Source organism: Caballeronia sp. LZ016, from assembly GCF_031450805.1.
Lineage (GTDB): Bacteria > Pseudomonadota > Gammaproteobacteria > Burkholderiales > Burkholderiaceae > Caballeronia.
Genome location: NZ_JARTVY010000005.1, coordinates 66,628 through 85,212, shown reverse-complemented (window position 1 = coordinate 85,212; position 18,585 = coordinate 66,628). Strand labels below are relative to the sequence as shown.

General features: G+C 67.6%; 11 protein-coding genes. 3 read left to right on the top strand and 8 right to left on the bottom strand.

Annotation, left to right across the window (positions count from 1 at the left end; genetic code table 11):
• Positions 1–69 precede the first annotated feature (69 nt).
• From tssH to P9220_RS24195, 3 genes are read left to right on the top strand one after another with little or no spacing between them, the layout of a single operon-like run.
• Entirely contained in the window at positions 70–2,718 is a 2,649-nt protein-coding gene (gene tssH, locus P9220_RS24205) for a type VI secretion system ATPase TssH (RefSeq protein ID WP_309768350.1), read from the top strand.
• 3 nt (positions 2,719–2,721) lie between these two features.
• On the top strand, positions 2,722–4,080 hold the full coding sequence (tagH, locus tag P9220_RS24200; protein ID WP_309768348.1) for a type VI secretion system-associated FHA domain protein TagH: 1,359 nt from the start codon (positions 2,722–2,724) through the stop codon (positions 4,078–4,080).
• A 13-nt stretch (positions 4,081–4,093) separates the two neighbouring features.
• The gene (locus P9220_RS24195) at positions 4,094–4,858 is read left to right on the top strand and encodes a protein phosphatase 2C domain-containing protein (protein ID WP_309768345.1); all 765 of its coding nucleotides are present in this window, start codon (positions 4,094–4,096) and stop codon (positions 4,856–4,858) included.
• 601 nt (positions 4,859–5,459) lie between these two features.
• Here the strand turns inward: P9220_RS24195 and tssC are convergent.
• From tssC to P9220_RS24155, 8 genes are all read right to left on the bottom strand, one after another.
• Positions 5,460–6,914 carry a type VI secretion system contractile sheath large subunit gene (gene tssC, locus P9220_RS24190; RefSeq protein ID WP_309768919.1) on the bottom strand — a complete coding sequence of 485 codons (1,455 nt, stop codon included), beginning with the start codon at positions 6,912–6,914 and terminating at the stop codon, positions 5,460–5,462.
• An 82-nt stretch (positions 6,915–6,996) separates the two neighbouring features.
• Complete coding sequence (gene tssB, locus P9220_RS24185; RefSeq protein WP_309768344.1) at positions 6,997–7,512, bottom strand: type VI secretion system contractile sheath small subunit; 516 nt, start codon at positions 7,510–7,512, stop codon at positions 6,997–6,999.
• A gap of 59 nt (positions 7,513–7,571) precedes the next feature.
• The gene (locus P9220_RS24180; RefSeq protein WP_309768343.1) at positions 7,572–8,861 is read right to left on the bottom strand and encodes a TIGR02270 family protein; all 1,290 of its coding nucleotides are present in this window, start codon (positions 8,859–8,861) and stop codon (positions 7,572–7,574) included.
• On the bottom strand, positions 8,843–9,241 hold the full coding sequence (locus P9220_RS24175; RefSeq protein WP_309768341.1) for a hypothetical protein: 399 nt from the start codon (positions 9,239–9,241) through the stop codon (positions 8,843–8,845). The genes P9220_RS24180 and P9220_RS24175 overlap by 19 nt, the downstream gene beginning before the upstream one ends.
• A 24-nt stretch (positions 9,242–9,265) precedes the next feature.
• The gene (locus P9220_RS24170; RefSeq protein WP_309768339.1) at positions 9,266–9,733 is read right to left on the bottom strand and encodes a DUF6484 domain-containing protein; all 468 of its coding nucleotides are present in this window, start codon (positions 9,731–9,733) and stop codon (positions 9,266–9,268) included.
• Positions 9,734–9,801: 68 nt separating this feature from the next.
• Positions 9,802–10,824, bottom strand: coding sequence for a type VI secretion system protein TssA (gene tssA / locus P9220_RS24165; RefSeq protein WP_309768337.1), 1,023 nt, complete (start codon positions 10,822–10,824; stop codon positions 9,802–9,804).
• A gap of 11 nt (positions 10,825–10,835) precedes the next feature.
• The gene (locus tag P9220_RS24160; protein WP_309768335.1) at positions 10,836–16,847 is read right to left on the bottom strand and encodes a filamentous hemagglutinin N-terminal domain-containing protein; all 6,012 of its coding nucleotides are present in this window, start codon (positions 16,845–16,847) and stop codon (positions 10,836–10,838) included.
• 13 nt (positions 16,848–16,860) lie between these two features.
• Positions 16,861–18,579, bottom strand: a complete 1,719-nt coding sequence (locus P9220_RS24155) for a ShlB/FhaC/HecB family hemolysin secretion/activation protein (RefSeq protein WP_309768334.1) — start codon at positions 18,577–18,579, stop codon at positions 16,861–16,863.
• Positions 18,580–18,585: the final 6 nt, after the last annotated feature.

Here is an 18,585-nt window from a genome sequence, read left to right as displayed (position 1 = left end):
CCGCGCCGTCTTATCGGATGAGGACGCGCTCGGACGGCGCGCGCGCTTCCATGAAAAAGGAGTCGGACGATGGCGGAAATCAGTCGCGTCGCGCTGTTCGGCAAGCTGAACAAGCTCGGCTACAAGACCGTCGAAGGCGCGAGGGTCTATTGCAAAATGCGCGGCAACCCGTATGTGGAGCTCGCGCACTGGATCACGCAGATCGTCGAGACGCCGAACTCCGACTGGCAGCGGATCGTCGCGCACTACGGCATCGATGCCGCCGTGCTCTCGCGCGAGATGACCGCGACGCTCGATCGCCTGCCGCGCGGCGCGACCTCCATCTCCGATATCTCGGAACACATCAGCGACGCCATCGAGCGCGGCTTCGTCTACGGTGCGCTGCTGTTCGGCGCGACGAAGGTTCGCACGGGGCATCTGCTCGTCGGCATGCTGAAGACGCCGCGACTGCGCAGCGTGCTCTTCGGCATGTCGCGGCAATTCGAGCGCATCAAGCCGGACGATCTGTCCGACGAGTTCGCGCGCATCGTGGCGGGATCGATCGAAGACGGCGAGGACGAGCCGCATGCTCCGACGTTCGCGCCGCCAGCCGACGCGGCGGGAAGCGGCACGGCGCCGCAGGACGCGCTGCGCAGGTACGCGACCGATCTCACCGACAAGGCGCGGCGCGGCGCGCTCGATCCCGTCACCGGCCGCGACGACGAAATCCGCCAGCTGGTCGACATCCTCATGCGGCGGCGGCAGAACAATCCGCTCCTCACGGGCGAAGCGGGCGTCGGCAAGACGGCTGTCGTCGAAGGCTTCGCGCAGCGGCTCGTGCGTGGCGACGTGCCGCCGCCGTTGCGCGAAGTCGCGCTGCTGTCGCTCGATCTCGGCCTGCTGCAGGCGGGCGCGAGCATGAAAGGCGAGTTCGAGCAGCGTTTGCGGCAGGTCGTCGAGGAAGTGCAGGCGAGCCCGAAGCCGGTGATTCTCTTCATCGACGAAGTGCACACGCTCGTCGGCGCGGGCGGCGCGGCGGGAACCGGCGACGCGGCCAATCTGCTGAAGCCCGCGCTTGCACGCGGCGACCTGCGCACCATCGGCGCGACGACGTGGGCCGAGTACAAGAAGCACATCGAGAAAGACCCGGCGCTCACGCGGCGGTTCCAGGTCGTGCAGGTTCAGGAGCCGGACGAGGACAAGGCCGTGCGGATGCTGCGGGGCGTCGCGGCGGTGCTCGAAGGGCATCATCGCGTGCAGTTGCTCGACGAGGCCATCGAGGCGGCCGTGCGGCTGTCCCATCGCTATATTCCGGCGCGGCAGTTGCCGGACAAGGCCGTATCGCTCGTCGATACGGCGTGCGCGCGCGTCGCCGTCAGCCAGCACGCCACGCCGCCGCAGGTCGACGATTGCCGCCGCCGCATCGAGGCGCTCGAAGTCGAGGCGCAGATCGTCGCGCGGGAAGCGAATGCGGGCGTCGATACCGGCACGCGCGCCGCCGATGCCGCCGCGCTGCTCGCCCGCGAACGCGATGCGCTCGGCGGCCTGGAGTTGCGCTGGGAGGAAGAGAAGCGCGTCGTCGGCGAATTGCTGTCGCTGCGCGCGACGCTCCGGGGCAAAGGCGAAGCGGTCGATTCGCCCTCGGACTCACGCGATGCGCTTCTTGCGAAGCTCGCCACGCTCAAGGCGCGTCTCGCCGAGCTTCAGGGCGATGCCCCGCTCATCCTGCCGAGCGTCGATGCGGGTGTGATCGCCGGCGTGGTCGCGGACTGGACGGGCATCCCGGTCGGCAAGATGTTGAAGAACGAGCTTGCCGCCGTGCTGAATCTCGCCGATGCGCTCGACCGCCGCGTGATCGGCCAGCGTCATGCGCTCGAAATGATCGCAAGGCGCATCCAGACATCGCGCGCGCGGCTCGACAATCCGGACAAGCCGGTTGGCGTGTTCCTGCTCGCGGGAACGTCGGGCGTCGGCAAGACGGAAACGGCGCTCGCGCTCGCGGAAACGCTGTATGGCGGCGAGCAGAACGTCATCACCATCAACATGAGCGAGTTTCAGGAGGCGCATACCGTGTCGACGCTGAAGGGCGCGCCGCCCGGCTACGTCGGTTATGGCGAGGGCGGCATCCTGACCGAGGCGGTGCGCCGCCGGCCGTATAGCGTCGTGCTGCTCGACGAAGTCGAGAAGGCGCATCCCGACGTGCACGAGATCTTCTTTCAGGTCTTCGACAAGGGCTGGATGGAGGACGGCGAGGGCCGCGCGATCGACTTCCGCAATACGATCATCCTGCTCACGTCGAACGTCGGCTCGGAGCTCATCATGTCGATGTGCCGCGATCCGGCGAATCCGCCCGCGCCGGAATCGCTCGCCCGCGCGTTGCGCGCACCGCTTCTCGACGTGTTTCCCGCCGCGCTGCTCGGGCGGCTGGTCGCGGTGCCCTATTACCCGCTTTCCGACGCGATGATGGCCGACATCGTGCGCCTGCAGCTCACGCGCATCCGCCGCCGCGTCGCGGACAATCACGGCATTCCGTTCGATTACGACGACGACGCGGTGAAGCTCATCGTGTCGCGCTGCACGGAAGCGGAATCCGGCGGGCGCGTGATCGACGCGCTGCTGACGAACACCGTGCTGCCGCGCATCTCGATGGAGTATCTGACGCGCCTCGCGGAAGGCCGCGCGCTCGCGCACATTCGTCTTTCGGCGCGCGCGGACGACTTCGTCTATGCGTTCGACTGAATCATGCTCACGCTCACGGTGACGCTTCATAACGGACAGCCGCCGCGCGTGCCGCTCGCGGCGACCTTCGATGCCGATGGCGGGACCGTCGGCCGCGCGGCGGCGAACCGCCTCGTGCTGGACGACGCCGAGCGCACCGTATCGCGTCTGCACGTGCAGATCGTGCGGCGCGACGGACGGTATCGGCTGATCGATCGCGGCAGCAACCCGGCGCTCGTCAATGGCGCGCCGCTCGATCCGGGGCAGGACGTGCCGCTCGCGCATGGCGACGAAGTGCAGATCGGCGGCTATCGGTTGCGCGTGGATGTGTCCGGCGACGACGATACCGTGAGCAGCGAACCGTCATCGGACGATCCGTTCGCCGGACTCTTCGACGCCGCGCCGCGGGAGCGTGTTGCGCCGGAACCCGAGACCGCCGACGAACTGCTGCGCGCGCAGCCCGCGCCCTTGCCGCAAGCCGGCGGCGACTTCGACTTCTCGTTCGACGACCCCGCGTCGAAGCGCTCGATCGACGAGATGTTCGATCTCGGTGCTGGCGCGCGTGCCGGTCCGCTGATCGATCCGGTTGTCGATCCGCTTATCGATCCTCTCTCGCAGCCGAACACCGCTCACGACGCCGATCCGTTCGCGAGCCTGACGGGTGGCGTGCGTCCGGTCGAGCCGCCCGCGACGCAATCCGATGCCGGGTCCGAACTGCATAGCGCGTTCACGCCGCCGCGCCCTGCCTCCGCTGTGCAGAGGCAAGCCGCGCCGCCGTCCGACGACCGCGCGCTCGTCGATGCCTTTCTGCGCGGCCTCGACGCGCCGGGCGTGCGTATCGACGCTTTGTCGCCGGCGCTGCTGCAGCTCGTCGGCCAGCTGTTGCGCGAAGCGACGCGCGGCACGCTCGAACTGCTGGCGGCCCGGGCCGCGCTGAAGCGCGAGATGCGCACGGAGGCGACGATCATCGCCGCGGCGGACAACAACCCGCTCAAGTTTTCGCCGAACGTGGAGGCGGCGCTGGCGCATTTGCTGAATCCGCCGATGCGCGGCTTCATGCCGCCCGCCGCCGCCCTCGACGATGCCTACGCCGACTTGCGGGCGCATCAGGTCGGGATGATGGCGGGCATGCGCGCCGCGCTCGATGGCGTCTTCGAGCGCTTCGAGCCTGAGCGCATCGAGGCGCGCCTTTCCGGCCGCTCGATGCTCGATGGCTTGCTGCCGGGACTGAGCCGCCGCGCGCGCTGCTGGGATTGCTTCACGGAGATGTATGGGCAGCTTTCGCGCGAAGCCACCGAGGATTTTCATACGCTTTTCGGCCGCGCGTTCGTCGCGGCATATGAGGCGCAGATCGACGCACTGAACCGGCGCGCTCGCCGCTGACGAGAGAATCGACATGCAACTGCAAACCGCGAGCGTGAGCGAGGTAGGCGGCCGGTCCCGCAATGAGGATGCGTATGGCGAATGGCGGCACGGCACGCTGTACGCGAGCGTGGTTGCGGATGGCGCGGGCGGTCATGGCGGCGGCGATACGGCATCGCGCATCGCGGTCGATACGGTCATCGCGGAGTTGACGCGGGTTGCGGCGACGGGCGTCGCGCTCACTGGCCTCAATCTGCTGCGCGTGCTCTTGCGCGCCAACGACGCGATCATCGACGCGCAGGAACACGACCGCGAGCTGTCGCAGATGCGCTCGACGGCGGCGCTGCTGGGCATCGATCAGGCGGCGGGCGTGGCGGCGTGGGCGCATTGCGGCGATACGCGTCTTTATTGTTTCCGGCGTGGCGCGACTGTCGTGCAGACGCAGGATCATAGTCTCGTGCAGAGCATGATCGATGCTCGCTTGCTCGATATGCAGGATGTGCGCGGGCATCCGCGACGCAATGTGCTGTTCTCTGCGCTCGGGACGGCGGAGGATTTGTCGATTGCTGCGTCGGAAGAGGCTTTCTTTGTCGCCGACGGGGATGCGTTTTTGCTCTGTACCGATGGGTTTTGGGAATATCTCGATGAAGCGGTGATGATCGAGGCTATCGGACGGGCTCGGACGCCGGCGGCCTGGCTTGAGGCGATGGTCGGGCATATTCGCGATGCCGCTCGCGATAATTTCACCGCTCTCGCGGTGTGGGTTCTGGATTCGCCGGAAACGACGGTAGTTCGTTGAGATTTGTGTTTGTGTTTGTGTTGGTCTAGTGGTGCGCCCGTTTGTGCGGGCGGGTTCACTTTCTTTCGATCTCTTGCGGTGAACTTGATATCGCGTCGGTCTATTAGCTCGCCCCTCCCCGGGGCGGGGGTCACTTTCTTTGCCGCTGCAAAGAAAGTAACCAAAGAAAGCAGCTTTTCTTCGAACCGCACAATGCACTGATTAGTGTAGTCACTCCGTAGAAAACCGGTGGCACTCAGCTTGTAAAGAGCCTTGAATCACCTTCCGCGCCCACTGACTACTCACGTCCTCCGAGCCCCTTGGCTCGCTAACACCAACCGCGTGTATACGCCCCACGCGACAAGCAAGCCCCACAGAGCCTCAAGCTAACGTGCATCAATCAAAGAAGCCCACAAAGAATCCTTGCTCGCGAATCATGCAAACTAGCTTTTGGCTTCTGGCTAGTGGTCTACCCTCGCCCTAGTTCTCTGTCTGTGCTCTTGACTTTGCATTTTATTTTGTCGTTGTCGTTGTCGTTGCTTTGCTTTTAGTGATTAGTTTCTGAGTGGATGAACTTATTCACAAATGTCGCCACGAAAAGAAGTTCCCCGCAAAACGACCTTCAAGCAGCCTGCTTAGCCGACGGCAACCGCGAAACCAGCCGCAATGAAACCGTCAACCCTTCCAACTGATAATGCGGCCGCAAAAAGAACTGCGAAGTGTAATACCCGGGCGCTCCCGGCACTTCCTGCACCTTGACTTCCGCCGCAGCGAGCGGCTTCTGCGCCTTGGTATGCTCCGATGAATTGGCCGGATCGCCATCCACATACTGCGTGATCCATTTGTTCAGCCAGCTCTCCATGTCCGAGCGTTCCTTGAACGTCCCGATCTTGTCCCGCACAATGCACTTCAAATAGTGCGCAAAGCGATTGCAAGCAAACAAATACGGCAAGCGCGCCGCAAGCGCAGCATTCGCCGTCGCATCCGGATCTTCATACTCGAACGGCTTTTGCAGCGACTGCGCCCCGATGAACGCCGCAAAGTCCGAGTTCTTGCGATGAATCAGCGGCATGAATCCGTTCTTCGCCAATTCCGCTTCGCGCCGGTCGGAAATCGCAATCTCAGTCGGGCATTTCATGTCGACACCGCCATCGTCGGTCGGGAAACTATGCACCGGCAAGCCTTCGACCGCCCCGCCCGACTCCACCCCGCGAATACGCGAGCACCAGCTATACAGCTTGAACGAGCGGTTGATGTTCACAGCCATCGCGTAAGCCGAATTGGCCCACGTATAACGCGTGTGATCCGCCGACCCGGTGTCTTCCTCGAAATCGAATTCGTCGACAGGCTCCGTCCGCGCGCCATACGGCACGCGCGCCAGAAAGCGCGGCATCGCAAGGCCGATGTATCGCGAATCCTCGGACGCACGCAGCGAACGCCAGCTCGCATACTCCGGCGTGCCGAATATCTTTGTCAGATCGCGCGGATTGGCAAGCTCCTGCCACGAATCCATCTGCAAGAGACTCGGATCGGCAGCCGCGATGAACGGCGCATGCGCCGACGCCGCGATCTTCGATATCTCGCCAAGCAACTCGACATCCGGCGGTGTCTGGTTGAAGTAATAATCGCCGATCAGCACGCCGAACGGCTCGCCGCCGAGCTGGCCGTACTCGTGCTCGTAAATCTGCTTGAACAACGGGCTCTGGTCCCACGCGACACCCTTGAAACGCTTGAGCGTCTTGCCGAGATCCTTCTTCGAAATGTTCATCACGCGAATCTTGAGCATCTCGTCGGTTTCAGTGTTGTTGATCAGATAATGAAGGCCGCGCCACGAACCTTCGAGCTTCTGAAAGTCCGGGTGATGAATCACTTCGTTGACCTGATCGGTCAGCTTCGCATCGATCTCGGCGATCATCGCCTGAATGGAGCGGATCGCGTCGCCGGAAATGATCTGCGTCTGCGCGAGCGCCTGCTGCGCAAGCGTCTGCACGGCCATCTGTACGGCAGTTTTGGCCTCGTCGCTCTTCGGACGAAACTCACGGTTCAGCAGCGCGGCGAGATCGTCGCCTTCGAGCATCGCGCCCTGCAAGGCGGACGGCGCTTCGCCTGACGACGCAGCGGCTTGCGGAATATCGGACATGATCGTCTCCTGTCAGGGCTCATTCGGCGGCCGCTGCCGTGGCTGCGGGCGGCGCGGCCTTGGCGAGCGTGCTGAGCAAGGCGGGATCGTCGAGCACACGCGCAATCAGTTCTTCCGCGCCGTTCTTGCCGTCCATGAAAATCACCAGATTGGCGAGCTGCGTGCGGGCCTCGAGCAATCTGGCGAGCGCATCGACCTTGCGGGCGACGGCGGCGGGCGAGAAGTCTTCCATGTTCTCGAAGGTGATATCGACGCTGAGATTGCCCTCGCCCGTCAGCCTGTTCGGCACCTGAAACGCGACGCGCGGATGCATCGCCTTCATGCGGCTGTCGAAATTGTCGATGTCGATTTCCTGAAACTTGCGCTGTTCGACGGGCGGAAGGGCCTCGGCCGGCTTGCCCGACAGATCCGCCATCACGCCCATCACGAACGGAAGCTGGATTTTCTTTTCGCTGCCGTAGGTCTCGACGTCGTATTCGATCTGCACGCGCGGTGCGCGATTGCGGCCGATGAACTTCTGACTGCTGGTTGCCATGACGACTCCTTCGCGTGAGCATGAGATCACGCTAGGAAGACGATCCAGCGTGCGCGGATTTAAAGCATCGCGAGACGACGTTGCTGCCGCCATGCGGGCGCGGCGCAGTTGAACAGCGGCGCGCCCGGATCGAGCAGGCACAGGTGGCGCGCGGCGGCCATGCGCTGTCGCTGATAGCCATCCTTCAGCACGCCGATGCAATGCGCTCGCGATGGCGGCGCGCCGCATAAATAGCGCTGGCCGCTCTGAAATCGCGATGCGTTCGCCCGCCACCACTGCGCGATCTTGTCCGCGTCGGGCCACGGCGCGCCGTCGTCCTCGTCCATCGCGACATCGGTGTCGTTCGGGTCGTCGCTCGGACCCGACGGCCAATGCGCGGGCGGCTTGCGATCCAGATCGAGCCACGCGATGTCTGCGCCGGTGATGAGGCTGAAGCTCTCGCCAGCGACGCGCGCGAACTGGTCGTCCTGCATGAGTTCGATGAGCCAGGGGATGTAGTGCGGATCGCCTGCATGAGCGACGGTGCGGATCAGAAGGCGCTTGCTGTCTCGCTGCGCGGCGATGCGTTGCAGCAGCGCGTGGGCGTCGCCGGGCGGCAGCGTGCTCGCCGCGAGCGCGGCGGTGGCGGCGTCGGCGGCGGCGTCGGCATGCGCGAGCGCGAGTGCCTGTAGCACGTCGAGCGACGCGCGTCGATCGCCGAGCAGCAGCGCGGCTGTGGCGGCGTGAATGCGGCATGACGCGTCTTCGTCGCCCAGATGCGCGATGCAGGACGCGAGCAGATCGATGCGGCCGGTTTCGCCCGCGCACTGCAACGCGCGTGCGCGCACGGCGGCGTCTTGCGAGGCGATGGCCGCATCGAGGAAACGCTTCGGGTCCACGCGATGTTGCGCGCACGCCGCGATGCCGGCGCGCTGCGCGGCGGGATCGTCGCTTTCCAGCAGCGCGCCGACAGTCTCCTGCAGGCGGCTCGCGGAGACCCAGCCGAACGCGGAGTGAAGGCCGGATCGCGCGGCGGGCACTGCCTCGCTCAGCGCGATGAGTTGCAGCAACGTCTTGGCGGCGTGCGCTTCGATGCAGCCGACTGCCGCAGTGAAGAGCTCGCCCCTGCCGGGACGATCGAGCGCCTGCATGCTCATTTGCGCACCCGCGCGTCCCGCCACGGCGATGCCGTCGAGGTGCGCGGCGATGCGCTCGTCGAGACGGCCGAGGTGCCTGAGCTTCACGTGCGGGGCGCGGACGAGGGTCGAGCGCGTGTTGCGAAGGCAGGCGGCGTCTTCGAGGTGCTGGTGAAGAATGGCGAGGACGGGCGGGCGGGCGTTCACGGCGGACTTCAGTCGTAGCGGCGACATGCGGCGCCATCGAACGAGGCGACATCGTCGTGGCCGATCGACCCTAGCGTTGCGCCCGCCGAACACAAGTTGAAGCAGGTCGGCGTTCCCGCTTCCCCGAAGTCGACGGGCACGAGGTATCGTCCTTGCAACGTGTACGGCGTCGAGACCGTCGCCACGTAGAGCCGGTCCATGAACCAGTGCACGTCCCGCGTGAACGTATCGGCCATGACGAGCGGCAGTTGCGCATCGGCGAGACGCACCGGCTCACCCGGCGCGGGCAGGCGAAACGTGCCCCTGAGCACGACGACGACGACGACGACGACGAGCGATTCCCGTCCGCTCGGCTCCGTTCCCATCGTGGAGCCCGCGACCATGCGGGTAGCGTCGATCAGTTCCATCGTCCTGGATGATCAGTTGAGCGATCAATTGAGCTGCACCGATCCGCCCTTGATGCGGTTCACACCCGTCGACCGGCTCGACACATATGTGCCGCGGATCAGCACTTTGCCGGCCTTGGTCAGCGTGATGCTCGCCTGCCCGCAGCGCAACACGATCTCCTCCTTCGCGGTCACGACGAGCCGCTCGCCGTCAGCATCGGCTTCGACCTGCGCGGGCGCTTCATCGAGCGGCCACGCGCGGTCTTCGCGCAGACAGCCGATGATGACCGGCCGCACCGGATCGCCGCCATCGAACATCAGAAGCACTTCGCAGCCGATATGCGCGCCGCGCACATCGGGAATGGTCCGCGCGGGCAACGCCGCGCCGCCCGGCTGCCCCGGATAGACGACGAGCGGGCGCGCGCCATCGCCGCTGAATCCGATCAGCTCGCCGATACGCACGCCATCGATGACCTGCATCGGCCCCGGCTGAAGGAAATCGCGTCCGCTCATCTCGTTCTCCTCGTTGTCCCGCTCTGTGACGTGCGAAAGACGATTCACGCGCGCGCCGTTTCAACGCGTCACTGCGGCTTCGTTCCCGCGATCAGATGAATCTGCGCGAGGCTGTCGGGCGCGAGGTCCTGCATCACCGCGAGAAAGTCCTTGCCGATCAGCCCGCGCGCGCGGCGAATCAAAAGCGGCGCGGGGCTCGCCGGCTCGGTGCGCTCGAGGAACGCGCAGACGGCGTCGAGCGCGGCGGTCGCCTGCTCGCGCGTCGCGATCTCGCCGGGACTCGCGACCCCGCGATGGATCGCCGGCGCGGGGTCATCGATAACCGGAGCCGGTTCATCGCGCGCATCGAGCGGCGGCGCGACCGCGCGGCACTGCGCGGCGATCTGGCGTGCGGCCATCGTCAGCGCGGTCATCGACGGAGCACGCTCCGCGCCGAGCTTCCGCGCGATGCAATCGGCGAGCGACTGCACGGCGTCGGCCAGTTCGAGCGCCTGAGCAAGCAGCGCGGGATCGTGCGCGAGCGCATCCGCCAGGATGCCCTCGACGCGCGGCAGGCTCGCCGCTGCCGCGCCTTCCTGCGGCGGGAGCCTGCCCTGCGCGACCAGCATGTCGCGCACGGTCAGCCGCTCGCCATGCACGCGGCAGACTTCGCATTCGCGCAAATCGTGCAGCAGCGTCTCGGCTTCGGCGAACGGCGTATAGGCATCCGCGAGCGGCGCGAGCGCGTTGATGCGCAGCGCGGCGTCGTTGTCGTCGTCAGTATCCAGTCGCGGAAAAAGACCGTCCCAGTAGCGTTCGAGCAGGCCCGTCAGCAGGCGCATGCCCGCGAGAAAGCCCGCAAGGCCCTGCACGTGCGACGCCGCCCGCGTCCACGCCACGGCCACGCGCAGGTCCTTCGAACGGGCCAGCAGCGCTTGCCCCTGTTCGAGCACGTCGGCCCAGGGCGGCGGCTCGGCGGGCGCGTCGAACTGGCGCGTGGGGCTTTCGCGGGCGAGCGCTTCGAAGGCGAGAAACGCCGCGTCGTACTCCAGGTCGATGCCCGCGGGCGGCATGGATTCGGTCGGCGCGAGCAGCGGTTCGATATCGATCATCGCGGCCCCGCTCAGAATTCGCCGCAGCCGTGCTGGCCGTCCACGACGAGGCAGTTGTTGAGATTCGGCCGCGAGCGCACGCGCTTCCATTCCGCCGCGAGTGTGTCCGCTTCGCCTTCGGCCTGCTGCAGCGCAAGGATCGGCTCGTTCGTCCCCACGCAGATGTTGATGCCGCCCAGGTTGCTCTCGTAGACGAAGCTCTGCTCCTGCGCCGTGAAAAGCGGCTGCAGGCCGCTGCGATTGAAGACCGCGCCCTGAAGCTGCATCGGCGTGACGGTGAGCGTGCCCGGCTGCACCACGACCTCGTATCCCACAGGCGACGCGAATGCGCCGTCGATCGGATACTTGCCCGCCGGCGAACCCGGCGTCGCGGGCGAACGCAGCGGGCCGCCTGCGATGCTCGAGCCGCGCGAATCGCCATCGAGCAGGCCGGTCACATCGAACGCGAACGGGCCGTTCGGCGTGCCTTCAGCGCGGGTCTGATTGCCGATCGTGACGGTGACCTTCGGCCGCTGTGCATACACGAAGTGATTGCCGGTCGCCGGGACCACGTTCTGCGAAAGCTGGCCGTTCCAGCTGCAGATGCCGCCGTAGACGCAGCCATAGAAGTTCGGCAGCGCGCCGCCCGGATCGATGCCGTTGCGGTTCTCGTCCGTGCGCCGCGCGGTCCACACCCGCCACGCGTTGCCGGCGGCGAGCGTGCCGCCCGCATCGTTCTGGAATACGCCCTGTTGCATCACCAGGTCGATGTCGCCGCCTGCGATCAGGTTCGCCGGCGCGCCGGGCGTGCCGAGCGCGATCGCGCCCGTATCCGCGATGGCGGTCAGGTTGCGCGTCACGTTCGGCTGCTGCGCGGCGATGGCGGCGACATTGCCCGTCGCGCCGTCGAAGCCGTTCGCGCCCGCTGTGCCGATGACGAAACCGTGCGAATTCGAGAACCGCACATCGCGCGCGCCGGCGAGCGCGAGCAGGCCGACGTCGTTGCCCGCATCGATGAGATCGAAGTCGCCGATGCTGCCTCCGAGCAACAGCGTCTGCGCCTCTATGCCGCCCGGATCGGTGACGGGGCCCGAGGAGACGAGCGCGAGCGTCTTGCCGGGCAACGCAATGCCCGACGGAAGATCGATGCCCCGGCTTCCCGCGCCGGTGTTCTGCAGCGTGAGATTCGTCGCGACGCCGGGACGCGGCACACAGCCCGTGCCGCCCGCGCACGCGCCCGCGACCGTGATGCGCCCGCTTTGCGTCGACGAACCGAGCACGAGCGTCGAGATTGCGGGCGAGAACGCCTGATAGCTCGCGGCATCGATCGACAGGCCGGGTGTCGCGCTCGTTCCGAACAGCGTGATCGGGATGCTGGCCTGCGCGAGCACGGCGAAGCTCGACGGATCGACCGACCCCGGCGCGATGGCGAGCGTGCCGCCCGGCGCGGCGATGGTAGCCGGTCCGCTGCGCACGGCGAGACTGCTGCCGGAGCCGTTGTTGGCCGGACGCAGGATCACCGCGCCTGCCGCGTTCGCGCCGATGAAAAACCCCGGCGCGCCCGGTTCCGCGTTCGGCGGCAGACTCACCCCGCCGATGCCGATGCCCGGCGTGGCCGAACTCCCCGACCCGGCGACGCGCACGTTCGCCGCCGCGATCGAGCCGGACCACAGCAACGCGCCGTAGCCATCGGCGGTTGCGCCGGTCGTGGCCCCGCGCACATCGACCGCGCCGTTCGTTGCTTCGAGCGATGCGCTGTCGAGCATCGCGACGCCGTGATTACCCGCGCCGCTCGCCGTGCCGTAGACGCGGATGGCGCTGCCGCCCGCGCTGTCCGTCGCGGATGAAACGAGCCGCGTCGGGCCGGGCGTCACGCCCGCCGCGTTGCCCGCGTTGCGCAGGATCACGCCGCCGCCCGCGTTCGCTGCCGGATTCAGGCTCTGCCCTTGCACCGCGATGCTTCCCGTGCCCGACGAAACCGTCGCGTCGTTCAGATCGACGCCGTAAGGCGTGCCGAAGGCCGGGAACGATCCGCCGCCGTCGCCTGAAGAAACTTGCTGCGGCGCGACGCCATGCAGCGTAACGTTGCCGCCACCCGCGCCGCCGCGCGTGTCGATGTCCGTGGACCGGATTTGCAGCGTCGCGCCATCGAAGCCGGTCGGGCCGCCGTCGAACGTGCCCATCGTGACGTTGCCGCCGTTGGTCGACAAGCGGATGCGATACGCCGCGCCTTCGCCCGCATTGCCGAGCGCGATGATCGCGTTGCGCGCATCGGCGACGATATCGAGCGGCCCGCCTGCCGACGTGATGTCGTTCCGCAGATTGAGCACGTCGCTCGAATGGAAGGCGAGCGTCGCGGGACCGGCCGCATTCGCGACGATGGGCACGCTCGCGTCGATCGCGCCCGCGCCGCCTTCGCCGCCATCGGTCGTGCGCAAGTCGAGACTGCCGCCGAGCGTTGCGCCCACGGCGGTCGGCGGCACCACGCGCGCCGTTGCGCCATCGAACGTATAGCCCGCCGGATCGACGATGCCGATGTCGCCCGCGCTCGTGAGCCGCACGTCGCGCGTGCCGGAGAAACTCACCGAGCCGATCCGATTCGGCGCGGTCGCCAGCTCGAACACACCCGGCCCGATCAGATCGAGCGTCGAGGCCTGAATGCCCGCGCCGCTTTCCGTCACCGTACCGGCCGAGTGCAAGGTCAGCGTATCGCCGGAAAAGCCGGCCGGCAGCGCGATGCCCTGGCTGCCCTCGCCGCCGTTGGCGAGCGTGAGCGCCTGCGAGCCGGTTGTCGGCGCGTTGACGCTCAACGTGATCGGCCCCGTATGCGTCGACGAACCGACGATCACGTTCGACACATTCGGCGAAATCTGCGCGAGCACCGGCTGCGTGAGCGTGAAGCCGTTGGCCGACCCGCCGACATCGATCGGGACGGCGTTGGCGGCGACGATGTCGAACGTGTCCGGCGCAAGGCTCCCCGGCACGAACACGAGGTTGCCGCCCGGCGCGAATAGCGACGACGACACCGCGGTCGAAACCGTCGTGACCGTGATGGGCACACCGGCGCCGCTCGTCGCGCGCAGCAGGAGCGTGCCGCCCGTGTCGGAGACTTCATAGGCGTCCGGATCGCGTCCCGCCGAGATCACCGCATCGTTCAGCGCGATGCCGGGCGCGGACCCGGGCGCCGTTCCGGTGACGGACACCTGATGCGCGTCGCCCTCGGCGGTGACGGACGCATTGCTCATCTGCACGCCGGGGAAGAACGCGCCGTCGTTGGGCTGACCGGTCGTGTAGCCGCGTATGTCGATGTCGCCGTTGGCCGCGCGGACGTCGACTTGCCGCGTGTTGCCACCGCCGGCAGCGCCTTGCAGCGACACGCCCGGCAGTCCGTTGCCGCCGCCGAAAATCCGCACGTCCGCCGCGCTCGATGTGATCGAACTCGACGCATCCCCGTTGCCCGTGATCGTGACGCCCGCGCCCGGCACGCCCGTCGACGGCGTGGCGCCCGGCTGCACCGTGCCTTGCACGAGCATCCGCCCGCCCGATGCCAGCGTTGCGCCAACCACTTCGACGCCGTCGACGCGGCTCGACCCGGCTGTCACGCTCGCCGGATACGCCGGCGCGCGGCCGATCGCCGATACATCGCCGCTCGCGGTGCTGATGGTCGTGCGTTCCAGACGCAGTCCCGCGCCGTTGACCGATGTCGATGCCTGCACGTCCGGCGCGGCGCCATCGATGACGATGCTGCCCGAGTCCGACAGCACGCTCGGCCCCTGTACGGTGCTGCCCGTCGTCGGAACGAGCGCGACGCCGAACGCCGACACGCCCGTCGACAGGCTCGCCGACGAAGCCGGCACGGTCTGCGCGACGCCGCGAATGCCGATAGCGCCGCTCGCCGAACTGATCCGCGTATTGCCGATGATCGACACGCCGCCCGTTGCGAGCGGCGTCGCGGCGCCGCTCTCGCCGTTGATCGAGATCGCGCCGATGGACGTCGCGAGCGTCGAGTCGATCATGTTGACGGCGGCGAGCGGCGTGCCGGTCGGAAACTGCGCCGGCGTCTGGCCCGAGCCGTCGGGCGGAACCGGAACGGTCAGCGCGCCCCGTCCGTTGATCGTGATCGAGCCCGTCCCCGTTCCCGGCGACGCGGTGAGCACGGTGGTATCGATCGTCGCGCCTGACAAGCCTATCGCCGCGCCGTCGAACGCCGTCGCGGCGGCGGGGGTGCCCGCGAGCGGAGCCGGCACGCCGATCGTCACGAAGCCGCCGTTGGCGCCGATCGAAGCGGCGGACAAAACGATGCGGTTCACGCCGTCCGCCGCCTGGCTCTGATTCGCGTCGAGCACGACGTTCAGGCGTCCGGCAGGCGAGGCTTCCGGGGCATCGCCGCCGATCTGCCCCGACAGGATGATGGAGCCGGCCGCGCTGAGCGTGAGCGTCGCGTCGGGCACGGGCGCCGGCCCCGCCTTCGTGATGACGACGCCACGGTTCATCGTGATGTCGCCGTTGCCGGGCGTCGGGTCGGCCGCGCTGGTCGAGATCGTTACCGAGACACCCTCGCTCAACTGATTGCTGACGGCGTCCGCGAGCACGTAGCTGTTGCCGCTGCCGGGCGAGAACGTGACGGTGTTCGAGCCGGGATCGGCGCTTGACTGCGGCGCGCTCAGGGTCGACGGCGCGGTGGTCACGATCTCGATGTTCGCGGGATCGAGCAGCCATTGGCCGCCGTGCCCCATCGGCGCGCCGAGACGAATCCGCGCGCCGTCCGTGTGGAGATACCGTCCGGACGTTTCCACGAGGCCGCCATTGCCGCGCTGCGCGCCGCCTTGCGCCGACACCATGCCGTGGACGCGCGCCGCCTCCGTCCCGTACATGACGATGTTGCCGCCGTCGCCCGCGGCGAGCGCATCGGCTCGCACTTGCGCGCTCGGGCTCATCCACAGCGCATCCGCGTTGCGGATATCCGTCTCCTTGCCCGCCGCGCCGCCGCCCACGCGCACCCGCCCGCCGCCCGCCGCGCCGCTTGCATCGATGCGCGCGCCGTCGTTCACCGCGAGGTGATGTCCGGTCACGTCGATGCGCCCGCCCGCGCCGCCATCCGGCGCGCTGGCGTCGAGCGTGCCGGCGATATCCGTCACGCCCGAGGTCCCGCCATCGAGCACGATGCGCCCGTTGCGCGCCTCGATGCTTCGCGCGCGCACCGTCCCCGTCTGGTTGAGCACGCTCGCGGCGGCTTCGTCGGCGGCGCGCGCGGACATCACGATCTGCCCGCCGTCGGCCTGCAGCACGCCCGCGTTGTTCACGAGCGCGTTCGCCACCTTGTCGTTCACCTTCAGCATCGTGAGGCCGTCGCCCGCGAAGTCGAGCGTGATGTCGCTGCCCGCGCCCAGCGCGATCTTGCCGAGCGTCGCGCTGACGTGGCCGCTGTTGTCGACCTGCGCGCCCAGCAACGCAACCGCCCCGCCCGGCGCTGCATTGATGGCGGCTTCGTTCGTCACCTTGCCTGCAGCCGCGCCTTGCTGCGCGAAGTGGTATTTGCCGGCGAGGAACGCGTCGTTCGAAATGCCGAGCGTCGATGCGACGAGCGACCCCACGTTGATCGACGCGCCACGCGCGAACATCACGCCTGCCGGGTTGACGAGGAACACCTGCCCGTTCGCATTGAGCTGTCCCGCGATGCGGCTTGCGTCATTGCCGACGACGCGATTGAGCAGCACCGCCTGCGCCGACGGCTGCGAGATATCGACGCGCTCGTTGCCCTGGATCGAGAAGCCGTTCCAGTTCACGATGCCTTTTTGCGAGCCTTGCGTGATCGTCATCGCGTTCGGATTCGGCCGGTTGATCGCGACATTGCCCGCGACGACGTTCTCCCCGACCGGCAGCGCGAATGCGCCGGGCGCGGCGACCAGCACGAGAAGCGGCAGAAGCGCCGACGCGCGCACTTCCAGCCCGGCGCCGCGCGCGGCGCGCTTCGCGAGCCGCCTGATCGCGCGTTGCCATTCCCGGCGATGCCTGCGGTCCCGAAGGCAAGTGATGTCGTTCATTGCGCGCTCCTGGCTAGAACGATTTGGATATCTGAACGTAGACGCGCGGCAGCTTGTCGTCGCCGGTGGTGTCGGGGCCGGTCGTGCGCCACGCGATGCTGCCGTCCACCGTGATGCCGTACGGCCCGTTCCAGAACGCGCCGATGCCCGCGCCGCTGCGCGTCACCGTGTTCGCGCCTTGTCCCGGAATCGCGCGCGCGTTGTATCGTCCGACGCCGATATCGAAGAATGCGGACAGCGTGAGCGACGGAATCACCGCATAGCGAAGCTGGGCCGTGCCGATCAGCCCTTCGTCGACGACCGCCTCCGACGGCGAGTACGCCCGCACCGCGCGCGGTCCGCCAAGCGTGATGCGCGACGAACTGTCGAGGTTCTGGTTCGCCCATTGCCCCGACATGCCGACGAAAAAGCTGGTCTTCGGGGTGATCGCATTGAGGCGGTTCGCCTGCATCGTCAGACGCACGCTGTTGCCCTGCGCGTGGCGTCCGAACGGGCCCTGATCGATCTGCCGGGCAAGCGCCGAGTCGATGTTCAGGTGGGCGAACGAGAGCTGCACGTCGGCGCTGTTGAAGCCGCCGCCGAGAAAGCTGTCGCGGCTCTCGTACGACAGCCCCACGCTCGCCACGTACAGCTTCTGCGGATTCTCGAAGCTGACGCTGCCGATCTTGTCCGTCAGCGAGCGATACTCCAGCGCGCCGCGCAGTAACAGGTTCTGGCTGCGCGAGCGGATCAGCGGGTGCGAGATCGACGCGGTCACGACATCCGCATCGCCGTGCGCGTCCAGCGCCGAGAAGTTCTTGCCGAGGTAGTAGTACAGATGCGAATACGCGATGCCCGCGCGCGTGCCGTAGGCGTTGATCGGCGCGTCGTAGCCGATGCGCCCGTAGACCGTATCGGCGCGCTCGGCCGCGAGCAGATTGATGTCGAGGTTGTCGCCGATGCCGAACGGCGATGCGAGCCGCCCGACCGCGCCGAGCCGCCAGCGGCCAGCGGGCGCAGCGCCGTAATCGTCGACGGCGACCGCGAAGTTCCATCGGCGCACGGGCTCGACGGTCACGTTCAGATCGACGGTGCCGGGCGCGCTGCCTGTCTCCAGCGCCGAGTTCACGCGAATGCCGGGCAGGTCCGACAGCAGCAGCATCGTGCGTTCGAGTTCCGCCTGCCTGAGCGGCTTGCCCGGCTCGATCGCCGAGAGCCGCGCGCGCACCATCGGTTCCCTGATCGGCGCACCGGGCGCAACCGTCAGCCGCACGCGGCCGATCTTGCCTTCGAGCACGGTGAAGGTCAGCTCGCCGCTCGTCACGTCCTGCGGCGGAATCACGACCTGCGCGAGCGGATAGCCGCGATCGCGATACGCCTGCGCGATGCGCGCGGCCATCGCGTCGAGATCGCCGATCGATACTTCCTGGCCGATCCGGTCCGCGACGAGCGGCAGCAGCACGTCCGAGCCGAGCACTTCGTTGCCCGCGAAACGCACGCCCTTCAGCGTGAACTTCGTGCCTTCGGGCACAGGCGGCGTGGCTGCGGCGGGCGGCGCAGGCAGCGCGTTCGCGCCACCGGGCGGCGGCGCGGCGATGGAGGGGCGCGGCTGCTGGTTGAACAGCGTGCCGGCGCTCGGCGTCTGCTGGGTGCCGGGAAGCGGTGCTTGCTGCGCCCATGCGCTTGCCGAAACGAGCGCACCGAGCACGATGCCGCACGGACGCGGCTTGATACGGGATGCGAAGGATTTCATGGCGTC

What these genes read in the sequence shown, in the direction of transcription:
- tssH (WP_309768350.1), top strand. Translation starts at nt 70, where the DNA reads ATGGCGGAAATCAGTCGCGTCGCGCTGTTCGGCAAGCTGAACAAGCTC.
- tagH (WP_309768348.1), top strand. Translation starts at nt 2,722, where the DNA reads ATGCTCACGCTCACGGTGACGCTTCATAACGGACAGCCGCCGCGCGTG.
- P9220_RS24195 (WP_309768345.1), top strand. Translation starts at nt 4,094, where the DNA reads ATGCAACTGCAAACCGCGAGCGTGAGCGAGGTAGGCGGCCGGTCCCGC.
- tssC (WP_309768919.1), bottom strand. Translation starts at nt 6,914, where the DNA reads ATGCTCGAAGGCGACGATCTCGCCGCGCTGCTGAACCGTGAGTTTCGT.
- tssB (WP_309768344.1), bottom strand. Translation starts at nt 7,512, where the DNA reads ATGGCAACCAGCAGTCAGAAGTTCATCGGCCGCAATCGCGCACCGCGC.
- P9220_RS24180 (WP_309768343.1), bottom strand. Translation starts at nt 8,861, where the DNA reads ATGTCGCCGCTACGACTGAAGTCCGCCGTGAACGCCCGCCCGCCCGTC.
- P9220_RS24175 (WP_309768341.1), bottom strand. Translation starts at nt 9,241, where the DNA reads ATGGAACTGATCGACGCTACCCGCATGGTCGCGGGCTCCACGATGGGA.
- P9220_RS24170 (WP_309768339.1), bottom strand. Translation starts at nt 9,733, where the DNA reads ATGAGCGGACGCGATTTCCTTCAGCCGGGGCCGATGCAGGTCATCGAT.
- tssA (WP_309768337.1), bottom strand. Translation starts at nt 10,824, where the DNA reads ATGATCGATATCGAACCGCTGCTCGCGCCGACCGAATCCATGCCGCCC.
- P9220_RS24160 (WP_309768335.1), bottom strand. Translation starts at nt 16,847, where the DNA reads ATGAACGACATCACTTGCCTTCGGGACCGCAGGCATCGCCGGGAATGG.
- P9220_RS24155 (WP_309768334.1), bottom strand. Translation starts at nt 18,579, where the DNA reads ATGAAATCCTTCGCATCCCGTATCAAGCCGCGTCCGTGCGGCATCGTG.